Raw genomic sequence first — 14,638 nt, 5'->3', positions numbered from 1 at the left:
CTACCGAAGTCCCCCCCGCGGTTGTGGTGCCTAGGGGGGTACAACCCCCCACCCACCCCCCCCGACCACCAGCCAGGCGGCGTTCGTGACCCCGATCGCGAGCCACGCCGCCCAGGCCGCGCCCGGGGCCAGCCAGGTGGTGACGACCCCCAGTGCCACCGTCACCACCACGGGCCACGCGCGCCACCGCCGGCGCGGCCGCCGCTCGGCGAGGTAGGCGTCCACGGCCTCGGCGACCTGGTCGTCGATCTCGTCGCGCAGCCGCGGGTCCAGCTCAGACATGCGCCGGCACCGGCCGCGGCACGGCGACCGACAGGCACGCCAGCACCAGCGGCACCTCCAGACCGGCCATGAGCAGCGAAAACACGACGTCGTCGCCGGCCGTCACGACGTCGAACCAGGCGTCGGCCAGCAGCAGCGTCGCCGTGGCCGTCGCGACCAGCGGCGTCCGCGCGTCGCCGCGGCTCAGCAACCAGGCCGTGAGCAGCAGGCCGGCCGCCTCCGCCGTGTCGAAGCCCGTCCAGGCCAGCCGCCAGTGCTGTGCCTGCACGACCTCCGGCAACGTCGTCCCCAGCACCGCGATCCACGGCAGCAGGCACAGCCCGGCCGCCCAGAAGAGCTTCTTCATGCGAACCCCCGAGTTCTCTCCCGACCCAAGGTAGCGATTGCAGAGGTTCTTTGCAAACAACCTCTGTAGTAGGCTTCCGGCATGGTCGACCGTCCCGAAAAGCGCGTCCTGACCGGCGCGGACCTCAAGGCCTTCTACAAGGCGCTGGCCAACCCCGTGCGCCGGGACATCCTCAGCTACCTGGGCAAACACGGCGAGGCGAACTCGACGAGCGTCGCGAAGGCCCTGGGCGAGAGCACCGGGACGACCAGCTACCACCTCCGCAAGCTCGCCGACCTGGAGCTGATCGAGGAGCTCGAGGACCGCGGGGACGGCCGCGAGCGCTGGTGGAAGTCGCGGTCGAAGGACATCTACACCCCGCCCGGCCTCGACCTCGCGCCGGACGAGCGCGAAGCGATGCTCAAGCTCGGCGCGCTGAAGATGAGTCACGACCTGGGCCTGGTCGCCCGGGCTTACGCGGGCTACGACAGCGCCAAGGGCTGGAACCAGATCTACCGCGCCGGGTTGCACCTGACGAAGGACCAGATGACGTCCTTCGTCGAGGAGTACCAGAACCTGGTGTGGAAGTACGCCACCGAGCCGGGGCAGCACCCCGAAGGCTCGCGGTCGGTGGCCGTCCGGTTCATCGTGGTGCCGGACGAGGATGAGTCCACTGAGGACTAGAGCCCGGACACCCGGAGCGTGATGTTCAGCCGCCCGGCCAGGCCCAGCGCCGGGTCCGCCGTGCCCGGCAGCGTCTTCGGCACGCCGTGGTAGGCCAGCCGGGACGGGCCGCCGAACACGAACACGTCACCCGAACGCAGCTCGACGTCGGTGTACGGCCGGCCGCGGGTCTCGGTGTTGCCGAAGCGGAACACACAGGCGTCACCGAGGCTGACCGACACCACCGGCTCGAGGCTGCGCTCGTCCTTGTCCTGGTGCAGCCCCATTTTCGCGGTGGCGTCGTAGAAGTTGACCAGTGCGATGTCCGGCGCGTACGCCTCGGCCGGCTCGCCGTACGCGGCCGCCACCGCGCGGCGGCCGAGATCGCCGAGCCAGTCCGGGAACGGCAGCACCGGCGTTCCCTCGCCGGTCGTGCGCGAGTAGCCGTACGGGTACCAGTGCCAGCCGAGGCAGACCGACTTCACCGACATCACGCCGCCGTTGGGCAGCCGGGTGTGGCGGTAACCGGACCAGCCGCGGCAGGCCGCGACGAGTTCGCGCTGCTCGTCGAAGCCGAGCCAGTCGGGCAGGTGCACGGCGCCGGGCGCGATCTCGGCGCGCGGGCGCGGCAGGAGGGCGTCCATCACCTCGATTGTGCCGGAGACTCCCGCCGCACACGGTCGGTGCTCGTCGAAGGCACCACGCGGTGACCGCGGAACGTGACCCCCGCGGCAACGAACAGCCGCAGGAGCCGTCCCAATGGAGCAGCGGGACGGTCCTGCGGCCGCGTCCCCTCGCTTTGGGCCACCGTGAAGTAGACATTCCCACACCTGAATGTCACATGCCAGCGTGGATCAGCTACGAACGGGTCTCTTGACCGCGGTGCCGCCGATCAGGCACGGAACGTCACGACGGTGACGCCCGCGTGCGCCGGCACGGGGTCGTTCATCGCCGCCAGCGCGGCCGGGACGTCGTCGAGCCCGATGCGCCGGCCGATCAGCGCGGCGAGGTCGATGCCCGCCGTCTCGACGACGCGCAGCAGCTCCGGGTACTCGTGGGCCTGGAGCCCGTGGATGCCGACGAGCTCCAGCTCGCCGCCGATGACCCGGTGCATCGGGATCGGGGCGACGCCCTGCGCGGGCGGCATCAGCCCGGCCTGGACGTGCCGGCCGCGCTTGCGCAGGCTGCCGACCGACGCCGCGCAGGTCGACGGCGAGCCGAGGCAGTCGAGGGAGACGTGCGTACCACCGCCGGTCAGCTCGCGGACGTGCGCGGCGACGGCTTCCGGGCCGTCGAAGGCCGAGGAATCGACCGTGACGGCGGCACCCGACTTCGCGGCCAGCTGGAGGGCGGCCGCCGAGACGTCGATGGCGACGACCTTGGCGCCCGCCGCGACGGCCAGCAGCACCGCGGAGATCCCGACACCGCCGCAGCCGTACACCGAGACCCACTGGCCCGCGGTGACGCGCCCCTGCCGCAGCACCGCGCGGAACGCCGTGCCGAACCGGCAGCCGAGGGCCGCGGCCTCGGCGGCGCCGAGCGAGTCCGGCAGCGCGACCAGGTTCGTCTCGGCGTGCTCGATGGCCACGCGCTCGGCGAACGACCCCCAGTGCGTGGCGCCGGGCTGGAACTCGCGGTCGCAGATCTGCTGGTCACCGCGGGCGCACTGGGCGCACGTGCCGCAGGCGCAGACGAACGGCACGGTGACGCGCGCGCCGAGCTCCCAGCCGCGGACGCCTTCGCCGAGCGCGACGACCCGGCCGGCGAGCTCGTGCCCGGCGACGTGCGGCAGCGTGACGGCGGTGTCGTGCCCCTGCCAGGTGTGCCAGTCGCTGCGGCAGACGCCGGTGGCGTCGACCTCGATCACCGCACCACCCGGCGCGGCCACCGGCTCCGGCACGTCCCGCACCACGGGCGGGACGCAGAACTCCTCCATGACCACAGCTCGCACGGCACGAGCCTAACCGCCTTCGACGCTGCTCAAGTGAGCGCGTGGAACCTCGTCCTGCTCCGCGGCGGGCCGAGGAGCTTGCTGAGCGAGCCGGCCGGCACGTTCAGGATGTCCTCGAGATTCCGCAGGGCCTCCAACGATTCCGGCCGCTCCGGCCGGCACCGTCCCGATTGCCAGTGGCTGAGGGTGGCCAGGCTGACCGTGGTTCCCCTGCCACGCAAGCGATAGCGGATCCGCTCGAGGCCGAGGCCGCGGGCCCGGATCGCCGCCCGCAGGGCCACGTCGAACGGTCCGGCTGCCAGCAGCCGGCTCAGCTCCGCCTGTTCCCCCCGGTCGATGGTGCGTGTTCGCTGACCGGTCATCACAACGCTCCGAAGCACTCCCGATTAAGAAGATTGGAGCGTAGGCCCCGGTTCGCAAGATCGGAAGGGTCCTCACCCACCTGCCTTGCGCGTCTCGTCGGCGATCGCGGCGAACGGTTCCGCGTAGCCGGAGTTGATCGTGACGTAGGAAATCCCCCACCGCTCCCGCCAGCCGAGAAGCTTTTCCGTGGCCTCGCCGGGATCCTCGGGAAGGACGGTCACCGCACCGCCGGCGGCGAGCTCGGGCACGTCCTCCCCGGCCCACCGCGCGATCGCGGGCGACGGTTCCGTCCCGATCGCCATCAGGTTCAGGCCGAGCTCGATCTCCGGCAGCCGCGGCCCGGCGAGAACGCGGAATCGATCCACAATGGACGTCGCTTCGGCTTCGGTCGTCGTCGGCGCCCAGGTGAACGTGACGGTGTCGGCTTCTTGCGCGGCGAGCGCCAGCATTTTCGGCCCCCCGCCGGCCAGCATCAGCCGCGGCCGGTCGGCGTCCCGCTTGAGGTGCGCGATCGTGGCGGCCATCCGTGTGATGCGCTCACCCGGTGAGGGGAATTCCCGCCCCAGCGTCGCGGCGTGCCCTTCGGCACCGGGCCGTCCGACGCCCAGCCCGAGCTCGAACCGGCCGCGGGTCTGCCGGTGGAGGGTCTGCGCCTGCCAGCCGAGCGCCCTGGCGTCGCGGAAGGGGTCGGCGAGCACGAAGGTGCCGATGGTGAGGTCGAGGGTGACCGCGGCGGCGGCCCCGAGCAGCACGAACGGATCGGCGGTCCCGACGGGATCGGTGGCGAGCAAGGTGTCGAACCCGAGCTTCTCGACCCGCTCGGCCTGGGCGGTCCACGAGGTGAGGTTGGGCGAGTAACCGGCGACGACGCCGAAGCGGAAGGGTTTCATGCGGGCCATCGTCGCGGGCGGGGGCTGGTCACCACATCCGCTTCACGACGTCACCCGCGCGTACGTCCCTCAGCGCAGGGTGACCGACAGGGCCTGCGCGATCTCCTTGCCGATGGCGTGCGTGGCGGCATCCGGCGGCGACCCCACCTTGACCACCATCGGCCCCCCGAACGGCTGCCGCTCCACGACCTCGATGCGCTCACCCAGGTTGATCGCGTGTTCCGTCAGGTACCTGAGCAGCTCCGGGTCCGTGTCCCAGACCCGGACGATCTCGCCCACCGCGCCCGGCGGGAGGTCGTCCAGGATGCGGACCGGCAGCTCCTCCACGCTGCCGTCCGGGGCCGGGATCGGGTCGCCGTGGGGGTCGCGGACCGGGTTGCCGAGCTTCGCCGCGATGCGCTCGACCAGCCTGTCGGACACCGCGTGCTCCAGCGCGTCCGCCTCCGCGTGGACCTCGTCCCACGTGTAGCCGAGCTCCGACACCAGGTACGTCTCGATCAGCCGGTGGCGCCGGAGCACCGACCGCGCCAGGAGCCTGCCGTCGGCCGTGAGCTCGATGCCGCGGTACGGCACGTGGGTGACCAGGCCCAGCTGGGACAGCTTCGTGACCATCCCCGACGCCGAGGACGGGCTGACCTCCAGCCGGCCGGCGAGCGACGCGTTGGTGACCGCTTCACCCCGCTCGACCAGGCCGTAGATCACCCGGACGTAGTCCTCGACCGACGAGGACCTCCGGACCGAACCGTCTCCCATACCGCATACGATACGGGGCCGGGTACTTTCTCGTGAAAGTTCACGGCCGCCAGCGGTAGCGGATCCAGCCCGGAACCGGTTCGGCGCCGAGCTGGGCGTAGAACGCCTCGCCTTTTTCGTTGCCCTCCTGCATGTCCCACTCCACGCGGCCGGTCGTGCGGGTGCGCAGCTCGTCCAGCAGCTCGCCGCCGAGGCCGTGGCGGCGGTACGCGGGCCGGACGAACAGGTCGTCCAGCCAGATCCCCGGCCGGGCTTCCCAGGTGGAGAAGTTCCAGCTGCAGAAGGCGAAGCCGGCCACCGTCCCCGGCTCGCCGGGCGGGGTCGCGATGAGCACCCACGCCTTCGGGCCCGGCCCGAACAGGTGCCCGCTCATCTCGGCGCGGTCCAGCTTCAGGTCGTGGTTGTCTTCGTAGACGGCGTGCTCCTCGATGAGCGCGCAGATCTCTTCGATGTCTTCGAAGACGGCGTCGCGGACGGGCATCTCGCCTCCCTTTTTTGTCGGTGGTGGTCGTTACTGTCGGGATCGGAGGTGGTCGATGTCACCAGAGGAGAAGTTCGAGGACCTGGTCGACGAGTTCACCGGACGTCCGGGCATCACGCCACCCGGCACGACCGGCGGGTTCGGGCGCTCGGCGCTGCGTGCGCACGGCCGGATCTTCGCGATGTTCGTCCGCGGTCGGCTGGTGCTCAAGCTGCCTCGCGCGCGAGTGGACGAGCTCGTGGAGGGCGGGCACGGCGTGCGCTTCGACGCCAACAAGGGCACGCCGATGAAGGAATGGCTGGCGCTGGACACGGGGTCGCCCCGCCCCTGGGCCGAGCTGGCCGAGGAAGCACTCGAGTTCGTGGGAAGGAAGTGAGTCATCACGCTTGATAACGCAGTTCGCCGCCGACGGCGGTGCCTTGCACGCTGAGCGCGTCCAAAGCGGACTCGTCCAGGGGCGAACCGGACAGCACGGCGAAGTCGGCGAGCTTCCCGGGTTCGAGCGTGCCCAGGTCACGCTCGGCGAAGGTCGCGTACGCCGATCCGTACGTGTACGCGCGCAACGCCTGCTCCGGCGTCAGCGCCTCTTCGGGCGCGAAGGGCGCGCCGGAGGCCGTGCGCCGGCGCACCATGTCGGCCAGGGCGAGCAGGGGCGCGCCGTTCACGACGGGCCGGTCCGAGGACGCGGGAAGCACGCAGCCCGCGTCGAGGACGCTGCGCAGCCGGTAGCACCAGGGCACGCGTGACTCGCCGAGCGCGGCGCGCATGCCGTCGCCGAGCTCGTTGACGAACCGGCCCTGCGGCGACGGGATGATGCCGAGCGAGACGAGCCTGGTCAGCTCCGCGGGCTGGAGCACCGCGCAGTGCTCGATGCGGTGCCGGTGATCCGTGCGCGGCGAAGCGGCCAACGCGGCTTCGTAGGCGTCGAGGACGACGGTGATCGCGCGGTCGCCGATCGCGTGCGTCGCGATCTGCCAGCCCGCCTCGTGCGCGCGGCGGATCGTGCGGGCCAGCTCGTCTTCGGGCACCTGGAAGTAGCCGCGGTTGTCCGGCTCTCCGTCGAAGGGGTCGTGCATCGCGCAGGTGCGTCCGACCAGGGAGCCGTCGGCGAACAACTTCATCGGGCCGACCCGCAGCCACTCGTCGCCGAGGCCGGTGCGCAGGCCGAGGTCGAGGCCGAAGCCGGCGGCGTCGGGCAGGTCGTGCAGCACGCTCGCGGCGACCATCACCGTGCTGCGCACGCGCAGCACGCCGCGGTCGCGCGCCTCCTGGTAGGCGGCCAGTTCGGCGGGCGTCTCGCCGACCAGGCCGCCGCCGATCCCGGCCTCCTGGACGCTGGTGATGCCCTCCGAGAGGTAGCGCTCGGACGCCCGCTCGAGCCCGCGGACCACGCGCGAAACCGGCGTCGGGTACGTGAGGGGCCGCAGCAGCAGCTGGGCCTGCTCGCGCAGCAATCCGGTCGGCGAGCCGCCGGCGTCCGGCACGACGTCGCCGCCGACCGGCACGTTCGCCAGGTCGAGCTGGTCGAGCACGGCCGAGTTGACCACGGTCATGTGCCCGGACGTGTGCTTGAGCCGCACGAGCATCCCCGGCGCCGCGCGGTCGAGGCCGTGCCGGTCGGGGTGCCCGCCGGCGAGCTTGTTCTGGTCGTACCCGCTCCCGACCACCCAGCTCCCGGGCGGCAGCGTCGCGGCTCGCGCGGCGACGGCGTCGTAGACCTCCTCGACGCTGCGGCAGCCGCCCAGTGCGACGTCGTCGAGGCCCATCCCGAACCACGCCATGTGGTTGTGCGCGTCGTGGAAGCCGGGCACGACGAACCCGCCGGCGAGGTCGACGCGGGCGCGCGCCGACAGCGAGAGGGCGTCGTCCCCGAGCGCGACCACCCGGCCGTGCAGGACGGCGAGTGCGCTGGTGACGCCGTTGCCCGTCCACACCGTGGCGTTCTCGTAGATCGTGTCGACCCGCATAAATCCAGAGGCTATCGATCGATCGATCGAACGTCTAGCATCGCCCTCATGCCCACCGTGGAGTTCGCCGTCGAGAACGGCATCGCGCAGATCCGGCTGAACCGCCCCGAGCGGCTGAACGCGGTCGCCGCCGTCCTGGTCGACGACTTCCTCGCCGCCCTCGACGCGGCCGCGCGCAGCGACGCCCGTGTCGTCGTGCTGTCGGGGAACGGCCGGGCCTTCTGCGCCGGCCACGACCTCAAGGAGCCCACCCCCGCGGGTGACTCCCGGGCGCGGCTGGACCGGCTCCAGGACGTCACGCGGCGGCTGCGCGGGCTGCGCCAGCCGGTGATCGCGGCGGTGCACGGCTACGCGATCGGCGCCGGCGCGGAGTTCGCGCTCGGCTGCGACCTGATCCTGGCCGCCGAGGACGCCGTGTTCGCCTTCCCCGAGGTCTCGCTCGGCCTGAGCGTCACCGGCGCGGCGTCGCGGCTGCTCCCGCTGCTGGTCGGCCCGCTCAAGGCGAAGGAGCTCCTGCTGCTGGGCGAGCGCTTCGACGGCCGGAAGGCCGCCGAGCTGGGCATGGTCAACGCCGCCGTGCCCGCCGAGCAGCTCCAGGCCGAAGCGCTGAGCTGGGCCAAGCGGATCGCCGAGCACCCGCCCGCGGCGGCGGCCATGGCGAAGCGCGTCCTCGACGCGAGCACGGACCTCGAACCGGCCCTCGAACTCGAGGTCAGCCACGCCCTGATCACCGAGCACTCGGCCGCGGTCGCCGCGTCCACCGAAGCCTTCCGGAGCCGGGCGTGACGCCCCTCGCCGAAATCGGGACGCTCGCGCAGCTCGTCACCCGGGCCGCCGCGCTGTGGCCCGAACGCCCGGCCTGGGTGTTCGACGACCTGGAGCGGACGTTCACCTTCGCCGAGGTCGATCGCGAAAGCGACCGGATCGCCGCGGCGCTGGCCGAGCGCGGCATCGGCCCCGGCGACCGGGTGGCGGTGATGCTGCGGAACGTGCCCGCGTTCCCGCTGACCTGGCTGGCGCTGGCGAAGATCGGCGCGCAGCTGGTGCCGGTCAACACGAACTACCGGGAGTTCGACGGCGCCCACGTCCTGCGCCACTCCGGCGCGAAGCTGGCCGTCGCCGCGCCCGAATTCACCGAGCTGCTCGGCCGGATCGGCCTGACCGAGGTGATCACCCCGGACGAGCTCCGCACCGGCGCCGAGCCGCCGGAGTTCACGCCCGTGCCCGAGCTGCCGGTCAACATCCAGTACACCTCCGGCACCACCGGCGCCCCCAAGGGCTGCGTTTTGCCGAACAGCTACTGGACGACCCTCGCGGTGAGCCTGGCCACCGACTTCCCGGCCGTCGGCGCGGACGACGTCATCCTGACCGCGCAGCCGTTCCACTACATCGATCCACAGTGGAATGTCGCGTTGGGACTCGCGGGCGGGGCCACCCTCGTCGTCCTGGACCGCTTCCACCCCAGCACGTTCTGGGCGAAGGTTCGCGAACACGGCGTCACCTGGTTCTACTGCCTCGGCCTGATGCCGACGCTACTGCTGCGCCAGGAACCGTCGGAAGCCGACCGCGACCACCGCGTCCGCGCCATCTGCGCGTCGGCGATCCCGCACGACCTGCACGCCGAACTGGAACGGCGCTGGGGCGTGCCGTGGTACGAGGCGTTCGGCATGACCGAAACCGGCGGCGACATCCGGATGACCGCCGCCGACCACGACGCGACCGTCGGCACCGGCTGCATCGGGCGGCCCAGCCGCGACCGCGAGGTGCTGATCGCCGGCGACGACGGGAAGCCGGTGCCGCGCGGGGAAACCGGGCAGCTGCTGATCCGCGGGATCGGGCTGATGCACGGCTACCACGACGATCCGGACGCGACGGCGAAAGCGTTCGAAAACGGGTGGTTCCACACCGGCGACCTCGCCCGGATGGACGCCGCCGGCCGCGTCTACTACATCGGCCGGACGAAGGACATGATCCGCCGCAGCGGCGAAAACGTCTCTGCGGACGAGGTCGAGCGCGCGCTGCTGCTGCACCCGGCGGTCCGGCTGGCGGCCGTCGTCGCGGTGCCGGACGAGCTGCGCGGCGAGGAGATCAAGGCCTACGTCGTCTGCGACGGCGACCGGCCGGACCCCGCCGAGCTGGCCGCGTTCTGCGCCGGGAAACTGGCCTACTTCAAGGTTCCGCGGTTCTGGTCGTTCGCCGACGCGCTGCCGATGACCCCGTCGGAGCGGGTGGCCAAGGGCGAGCTGCGGAAGGTCGCCGACCCGCGCGCCGGTTCCTGGGACGCGAAGGCGGAAGCATGGCTGTGAGCAGCCGGGAGCGGGTGCGCGCGGCCGCGGTGAAGCTGTTCGCCACCAAGGGCTTCCACGGCACCGGGATCCGGGATCTGGCGCAGGAGGCGGAACTCTCCTCGGCCAGCCTGTACCACTACATGGGCACCAAAGAGGATCTGCTCGCCGAGATCATGCACACCGCGCTGAACCGGCTGCTCGACGCGGCCCGCGAGGCGACCGCGGGCGGCGGTGACCCGGTGCACCGGCTGCGCACGCTGGTCGCGCTGCACGTCCTCGCGCACGCCGTCGGACCGGCGGAAACCCGGGTGGTGGACAACGAAGTCGACGTCCTGTCCCCGGCCGCGCGCGAACCGGTGGTCGCCCTGCGGGACGCCTACGAACGGCTGTGGGCGGCCGCGATCGACGAAGGCGTGGCGGCGGGGGTGTTCCGTGTGGAGCACCCGGCGGTGACCCGGCTCGCGCTGCTCGAGATGTGCAGCGGCGTCGCGAGGTGGTATTCCCCACGCGGCCCGCTGGCACTGGACGAGCTGGCGGAGCACTACGCGGAACTGGCGTCGAGGGCGCTGGGCTGCACGTCCGCGCCCGGTGTGACCGACTTGCGGCGGTGCCGGGAAATCGTCGCGAAAGAGTGGGGCGTGTCCGTTTAGCGGCGCTTTTACCTGTGTACGCCTTGCCCAGACGGCGTGCGTGGGGGACGCTCGAAGGGTGACTGAGGAAACGATCCAACTGGAACTGGACGACTCGGGTCTCGCGCCGGGCCTCCCGGCGCCGGAAAGCCCCCGCGATCAGGTGCAGGATGTGCCCTATCGCCCCGTCGAGTTCCGCGATGACGATCTCCCCACTGCCCTGGCACGGTGCTCCGCCTGGCTGCGGCAGGCGCAGGAGTGGCTGGGCGAGCCGCTCGACGTCCTGGCCATCCACCTCGACTACGACGACCGCCAGGGTTCGCCGTACTACGACGTGAAGCTCCTGTGCAACGAAGAGGACCTCGCAGGCGTCCCGATCGCCATCCGCAACAAGAAGTAAGCAAGCCGAAGCGCCGTCAAGGCCGCTTTCCAGCGGCCTTGACGGCTTCTCGCGTTCTCAGCCCAGTGTGCCGCCCACCTTGACGTGCCCCTTGAGCAGGTTGCGCGCGATCGTGCGGCGCTGGATTTCGTCGGTGCCTTCGTAGATGCGCAGCAGCCGCAGCTCGCGGTACCACCGCTCGACCGGCAGCTCCCGCGTGTAGCCCATGCCGCCGTGGATCTGCAGGACGCGGTCGACGATCTCGTTGGCCTTCTGGCCGCCGTACAGCTTCGCCATCGACTGCGCGTGCCGCGAATCCACGCCCTGGTCGACCTGCCAGGCGGCGTGCAGCACCAGCCACCGCAGCGCTTCCAGCTCGACGCCGGAGTCGGCGATCATCCACTGGATGGCCTGGCGCTCGGCGATCTTCTGCCCGAACGTCTCGCGGGTGTTGGCGTGCTCGATGGCCATGGTGATCAGCCGCTCGCACGAACCGATCGCGCGCGCCGGCAGGAGGTAACGGCCCTGGCCGATCCACTGCATGGCGAGCTCGAAGCCGCGGCCTTCCTCGCCGAGGATCTGCGTCTCCGGGACGCGGACGTCCTGGAAGATCAGCGACGCCGGGCCCCACTCGCCCATGGTGTCGATGTATTCGGACTTCCAGCCGGCTTCGCGGTCGACGAGGAAGCAGGTGACGCCGCCGTTCGCGCCCTTCTCCGGGTCGGTGATCGCGAAGACCATGGTGAAGTCGGCCTCGTTGCCACCGGTGATGAAGGTCTTCTCGCCGTTGATGATCCAGTCGCTGCCGTCCTTGCGGGCGGTGGTCCGGATGGCCTTGGCGTCCGACCCGGCGCCCGGCTCGGTGATCGCGAAGCAGGACTTGCGCTCGCCCGAGATGGTCGGCAGCAGGTAGGTCTGCTTCTGCTCCTCGTTGGCGTGGAACAGGATGTTGTCGGCGGCCCCGCCGAAGCGGAACGGCACGAAGGTCCGGCCGAGCTCGGCCTCCAGCAGCGCGGCCATGACGGCGGACAAGCCCATGCCGCCGTACTCCTCCGGGGTCAGCACGCCCCAGAAGCCGGACTCCTTCGCCTTGAGCTGGAGGTCCTTGAGCTCCTCGCCGGTGAGGCCGGGCTGGTGGGCGCGCTCGCGCCGGAGGACTTCCTGCTCGAGCGGGATCAGCTCCCGCTGGACGAACGTGCGGACCCAGTCGCGCACTTCCCGTTCTTCGGTGCTGAGTGAAAAGTCCATGGGGTAGCTGCTCCTCCGACCAACACTGCCACTGGCTAAGCGCTTGCTTACCCATCATTGTGCGCGTCTCCCCGCGCCCGCGCAAGAACTCGGACGTCAGGCGTGCGTAGTGGCCAACTTCACCAACGTGTGCACGCTCGTGTCCGGCAGGTACGCGCGGGTCAGCGCCACACCGATCCGCGGGAGGTCGCCTTCGTCGCGGTAGGCCAGGTACATCGGCTCGTGGCGCGGGTTGAACTTCGCCTTGAACGCGTGCAGCGACCGGAAGCCGTACACCGGTTCCAGCTCCCGGCTCAGCACCGCCAGCAGCCGCTCGACCGGCGCCGCTTCGGTGTCCGGACCGGAGCGGGCCAGCGGCGCGCCGGACAGCGACACGAACCGCATCCCCGCCGCCTGGAAGGTCAGCATGGCGGAGCCGATCAAGAACTCCATCGCGGGCCGGAACCCGTCGCCGCGGCGACGCATGAGATCCAGGGTCCAGCCGTGGACCTCGCCATCCGGCCCGTGCACCGGCAGCCACGAGGTGACGCCGTGCACACTGCCGTCGGCGTCGACGGCCAGGCCGACCCGGGTCGCCGGATCCAGGGCCTCCTCCATGCCGCCGAGCGTGAAACCCATTTCCGGCATGCCTTTGTCGCCGACCCATTCGTCGCAGATGGCGCGGACCTGGCTGCGGACGCCCCACGGCTCGTCGGCCAGCACGACGTGGCGGTAGCTCATCCCTTCCTTCGCGGCGCGGTTGAGCGCCGAGCGCACGTTCTGCCACTTCCGGCCCCGCAGCTCGAGGCCCTCCAGGTCGACCAGCGTGTCTTCGGCGATCTGCACCCGGCTCCAGCCCAGCCGCGCGGCGGCGTCGGCGACCGGCCGGGTGACGGAAAACAAGCACGGCACGACGCCGGCGTGCTCGCAGGCGACGGCGAACGCGCGGACCGCGCCGGCCGCGGAGCCGGCCGGGCCGATCGGGTCGCCGAGGCCGACGGCCACCCCGGCGTGCCGCCGGTACGCGAGGACGGACTGCCCGTCCTGACCGCGGAAGTGCGCGTTGTCCGGCCAGGTGGCCATCCAGGACAGCGTGCTGCCCCCGTGCCGGCCGAGCAGGTCGCGGACGGCGGGCGCGTCGGCCCCGCCGATCCCGGCGGACACCCCGAAGCCGCGGCGCAGCGGGGCCCGGAACGCCCAGCGGGTCAGGACGAGCAGGGCCAGCTCGGCCGCCCACAGCACGGCACCCGTCATGGTGAGGGCCTTCTCCGCCGTGGACTCCTGGCCGAAGGCGAACCCGAGCACGGCCACCGCGCCGGCGAGCACGTTGATCATGGCGAGCGTCACCGCACCCCACCAAGCCACGCGCCGGCCGCTGCGCAGCCCGTTCGCCAGGAGGGCGACGAAGGCGATGTTGACGGCGATGCCCCAGCCGGTGTCCTCGCCGCCGGTGGTGCCCAGCGGGCTGTCCGCGGGGAACAGCCAGAGCACCAGTTCGGCGACGGCGATGAGGGCGAGGCCGGTGGCGGCGAACAGGCGCCATTCGCGGCGCCCGGCCCGCACCCGGCCCCGCGGGCCGACGTGGCGGCCACCGGCCAGGCGGCGGCTCAGCGGAAGGGCGAGCGCGACGGCCCACAGGTGTTCGAGGTCGGCGAGCCCGCCGAGGAACAGGAAGGACACGCCGACGTAGACCCACAGCCCGGCGCGCAGCCGCAGCCGCCACGGCGAACGCAGCGTCGCCGACACCGCCGCCGCGCAGGCGAGTGCGCCCGCGGAGAAACCGGCGTCTACGTGGGCGGCGAGGCTGTGCGCCCACGGCCACCCGGTGTCCCGGAAGGCCAGGAGCGTCAGCGCGGCACCGAGCACGCCGGCCAGCTGGCCGAGCCCGCAGATCACCACGGTCCGCCCGGTGCCCAGCCGCCATTCCGCGCCGCCGGCGAAGACGGCGAACGAGAGCAGCACCGGCAGGTAGAAAACCGGTGTCAGGGCGAGGAACGAACCGGTCACCGGCGTCCACCACCCGCCGTCGGCCAGCGCGGGCAGGCCGTAGCCGACCTGGCCGAACCACGTCCGGTCGCTCGCGGCGTCCCACAGCGTGCCGGTCGCGATGCCGGCGACGATGATCGCGATCAGCACGCCGGTCGTGAACGGCAGCCGCCGGCGCAGCACCGTGGCCACCGCGTGGACGCGCGCCGGCGCCGCCGGGGCGGTCACGGGCTCGGTGAGTGTTCGCGAGCTGCTCATCGCTGTCTCCTGGGAAGTGGCCCGGTGCTCGGAAGCCCAGCATCCGCCGGACGCTCGTGGCGGGTCACCGGGCCAGCCCGCCCGGGGACCGGGGTTAACCTCAATGCCGGAAAGTTAAGGCTCAGGGGCGTGTGTCAACTCGGTGATGATCGTGATGGTGATGGTTGCTGGGTAGTTGGTGCGGTCGGTCTGGCCT

Annotated in this window: 17 protein-coding genes; 6 read left to right on the top strand and 11 right to left on the bottom strand. The window is 71.8% G+C overall.

From position 1 onward, the window contains the following. Positions 1–30 precede the first annotated feature (30 nt). Both AB0M30_RS21535 and AB0M30_RS21530 read right to left on the bottom strand, forming a co-directional pair. Positions 31–282, bottom strand: a complete 252-nt coding sequence (locus AB0M30_RS21535; protein ID WP_364586052.1) for a hypothetical protein — start codon at positions 280–282, stop codon at positions 31–33. Further along, the gene (locus AB0M30_RS21530; protein ID WP_364586050.1) at positions 275–628 is read right to left on the bottom strand and encodes a hypothetical protein; all 354 of its coding nucleotides are present in this window, start codon (positions 626–628) and stop codon (positions 275–277) included. The genes AB0M30_RS21535 and AB0M30_RS21530 overlap by 8 nt, the downstream gene beginning before the upstream one ends. Before the next feature lie 81 nt (positions 629–709). On the opposite strand from AB0M30_RS21530, the gene AB0M30_RS21525 reads away from it, so the two are divergent. Further along, the gene (locus AB0M30_RS21525) at positions 710–1,291 is read left to right on the top strand and encodes a winged helix-turn-helix domain-containing protein (RefSeq protein WP_364586048.1); all 582 of its coding nucleotides are present in this window, start codon (positions 710–712) and stop codon (positions 1,289–1,291) included. Here the strand turns inward: AB0M30_RS21525 and AB0M30_RS21520 are convergent. From AB0M30_RS21520 to AB0M30_RS21495, 6 genes are all read right to left on the bottom strand, one after another. Beyond that, positions 1,288–1,914 (bottom strand): alpha-ketoglutarate-dependent dioxygenase AlkB, encoded by a 627-nt coding sequence (locus AB0M30_RS21520; protein ID WP_364586046.1) that lies wholly within the window; start codon positions 1,912–1,914, stop codon positions 1,288–1,290. The genes AB0M30_RS21525 and AB0M30_RS21520 overlap by 4 nt on opposite strands. Before the next feature lie 248 nt (positions 1,915–2,162). Next, positions 2,163–3,221 (bottom strand): alcohol dehydrogenase catalytic domain-containing protein, encoded by a 1,059-nt coding sequence (locus AB0M30_RS21515; RefSeq protein ID WP_364586044.1) that lies wholly within the window; start codon positions 3,219–3,221, stop codon positions 2,163–2,165. A gap of 29 nt (positions 3,222–3,250) precedes the next feature. Next, positions 3,251–3,583, bottom strand: coding sequence for a transcriptional regulator (locus AB0M30_RS21510; protein ID WP_364586042.1), 333 nt, complete (start codon positions 3,581–3,583; stop codon positions 3,251–3,253). Between the two features lie 72 nt (positions 3,584–3,655). Then, entirely contained in the window at positions 3,656–4,474 is an 819-nt protein-coding gene (locus AB0M30_RS21505) for an LLM class flavin-dependent oxidoreductase (RefSeq protein WP_364586040.1), read from the bottom strand. Positions 4,475–4,543: 69 nt separating this feature from the next. After that, a complete protein-coding gene (locus AB0M30_RS21500) occupies positions 4,544–5,227 on the bottom strand; it encodes a metal-dependent transcriptional regulator (protein ID WP_013230121.1) in 684 nt (227 codons plus the stop codon). A 40-nt stretch (positions 5,228–5,267) separates the two neighbouring features. Continuing rightward, complete coding sequence (locus AB0M30_RS21495; protein ID WP_364586038.1) at positions 5,268–5,708, bottom strand: GNAT family N-acetyltransferase; 441 nt, start codon at positions 5,706–5,708, stop codon at positions 5,268–5,270. Between the two features lie 55 nt (positions 5,709–5,763). On the opposite strand from AB0M30_RS21495, the gene AB0M30_RS21490 reads away from it, so the two are divergent. Beyond that, the gene (locus AB0M30_RS21490) at positions 5,764–6,084 is read left to right on the top strand and encodes a hypothetical protein (RefSeq protein ID WP_364586036.1); all 321 of its coding nucleotides are present in this window, start codon (positions 5,764–5,766) and stop codon (positions 6,082–6,084) included. A gap of 4 nt (positions 6,085–6,088) precedes the next feature. On the opposite strand, the gene AB0M30_RS21485 is transcribed toward AB0M30_RS21490, so the two are convergent. After that, complete coding sequence (locus tag AB0M30_RS21485; protein WP_364586034.1) at positions 6,089–7,675, bottom strand: amidohydrolase; 1,587 nt, start codon at positions 7,673–7,675, stop codon at positions 6,089–6,091. Between the two features lie 48 nt (positions 7,676–7,723). Between AB0M30_RS21485 and AB0M30_RS21480 the strand changes: the two genes are divergently transcribed. The 4 genes from AB0M30_RS21480 to AB0M30_RS21465 are packed head-to-tail and all read left to right on the top strand — an operon-like array spanning position 7,724 to position 10,992. Beyond that, entirely contained in the window at positions 7,724–8,461 is a 738-nt protein-coding gene (locus AB0M30_RS21480; RefSeq protein ID WP_364586033.1) for an enoyl-CoA hydratase/isomerase family protein, read from the top strand. Continuing rightward, entirely contained in the window at positions 8,458–9,981 is a 1,524-nt protein-coding gene (locus AB0M30_RS21475) for an ATP-dependent acyl-CoA ligase (protein WP_364586031.1), read from the top strand. Before AB0M30_RS21480 ends, AB0M30_RS21475 begins: the two co-directional genes overlap by 4 nt. After that, the gene (locus AB0M30_RS21470) at positions 9,978–10,613 is read left to right on the top strand and encodes a TetR/AcrR family transcriptional regulator (RefSeq protein WP_206785479.1); all 636 of its coding nucleotides are present in this window, start codon (positions 9,978–9,980) and stop codon (positions 10,611–10,613) included. Before AB0M30_RS21475 ends, AB0M30_RS21470 begins: the two co-directional genes overlap by 4 nt. A gap of 58 nt (positions 10,614–10,671) precedes the next feature. Beyond that, on the top strand, positions 10,672–10,992 hold the full coding sequence (locus AB0M30_RS21465) for a hypothetical protein (protein ID WP_020641584.1): 321 nt from the start codon (positions 10,672–10,674) through the stop codon (positions 10,990–10,992). Positions 10,993–11,049: 57 nt separating this feature from the next. On the opposite strand, the gene AB0M30_RS21460 is transcribed toward AB0M30_RS21465, so the two are convergent. Further along, positions 11,050–12,219 carry an acyl-CoA dehydrogenase family protein gene (locus AB0M30_RS21460; protein ID WP_103336742.1) on the bottom strand — a complete coding sequence of 390 codons (1,170 nt, stop codon included), beginning with the start codon at positions 12,217–12,219 and terminating at the stop codon, positions 11,050–11,052. Between the two features lie 96 nt (positions 12,220–12,315). Next, positions 12,316–14,442 (bottom strand): phosphatidylglycerol lysyltransferase domain-containing protein, encoded by a 2,127-nt coding sequence (locus tag AB0M30_RS21455; RefSeq protein WP_364586028.1) that lies wholly within the window; start codon positions 14,440–14,442, stop codon positions 12,316–12,318. Positions 14,443–14,638 lie beyond the last annotated feature (196 nt).

The organism is Amycolatopsis sp. NPDC051716, from assembly GCF_040681595.1.
Taxonomy (GTDB): Bacteria; Actinomycetota; Actinomycetes; order Mycobacteriales; family Pseudonocardiaceae; genus Amycolatopsis.
The sequence above is the reverse complement of the archived record's forward strand: the minus strand, read 5'-3'. Positions and strand labels throughout refer to the sequence as shown.

Excerpts from the sequence above, each read along its gene's own strand:
- AB0M30_RS21510 (WP_364586042.1), bottom strand. The coding sequence starts at position 3,583 with ATGACCGGTCAGCGAACACGCACCATCGACCGGGGGGAACAGGCGGAG.
- AB0M30_RS21535 (WP_364586052.1), bottom strand. The coding sequence starts at position 282 with ATGTCTGAGCTGGACCCGCGGCTGCGCGACGAGATCGACGACCAGGTC.
- AB0M30_RS21495 (WP_364586038.1), bottom strand. The coding sequence starts at position 5,708 with ATGCCCGTCCGCGACGCCGTCTTCGAAGACATCGAAGAGATCTGCGCG.
- AB0M30_RS21505 (WP_364586040.1), bottom strand. The coding sequence starts at position 4,474 with ATGAAACCCTTCCGCTTCGGCGTCGTCGCCGGTTACTCGCCCAACCTC.
- AB0M30_RS21480 (WP_364586033.1), top strand. The coding sequence starts at position 7,724 with ATGCCCACCGTGGAGTTCGCCGTCGAGAACGGCATCGCGCAGATCCGG.
- AB0M30_RS21455 (WP_364586028.1), bottom strand. The coding sequence starts at position 14,442 with ATGAGCAGCTCGCGAACACTCACCGAGCCCGTGACCGCCCCGGCGGCG.
- AB0M30_RS21530 (WP_364586050.1), bottom strand. The coding sequence starts at position 628 with ATGAAGAAGCTCTTCTGGGCGGCCGGGCTGTGCCTGCTGCCGTGGATC.
- AB0M30_RS21500 (WP_013230121.1), bottom strand. The coding sequence starts at position 5,227 with ATGGGAGACGGTTCGGTCCGGAGGTCCTCGTCGGTCGAGGACTACGTC.
- AB0M30_RS21525 (WP_364586048.1), top strand. The coding sequence starts at position 710 with ATGGTCGACCGTCCCGAAAAGCGCGTCCTGACCGGCGCGGACCTCAAG.
- AB0M30_RS21490 (WP_364586036.1), top strand. The coding sequence starts at position 5,764 with ATGTCACCAGAGGAGAAGTTCGAGGACCTGGTCGACGAGTTCACCGGA.
- AB0M30_RS21520 (WP_364586046.1), bottom strand. The coding sequence starts at position 1,914 with ATGGACGCCCTCCTGCCGCGCCCGCGCGCCGAGATCGCGCCCGGCGCC.
- AB0M30_RS21460 (WP_103336742.1), bottom strand. The coding sequence starts at position 12,219 with ATGGACTTTTCACTCAGCACCGAAGAACGGGAAGTGCGCGACTGGGTC.
- AB0M30_RS21485 (WP_364586034.1), bottom strand. The coding sequence starts at position 7,675 with ATGCGGGTCGACACGATCTACGAGAACGCCACGGTGTGGACGGGCAAC.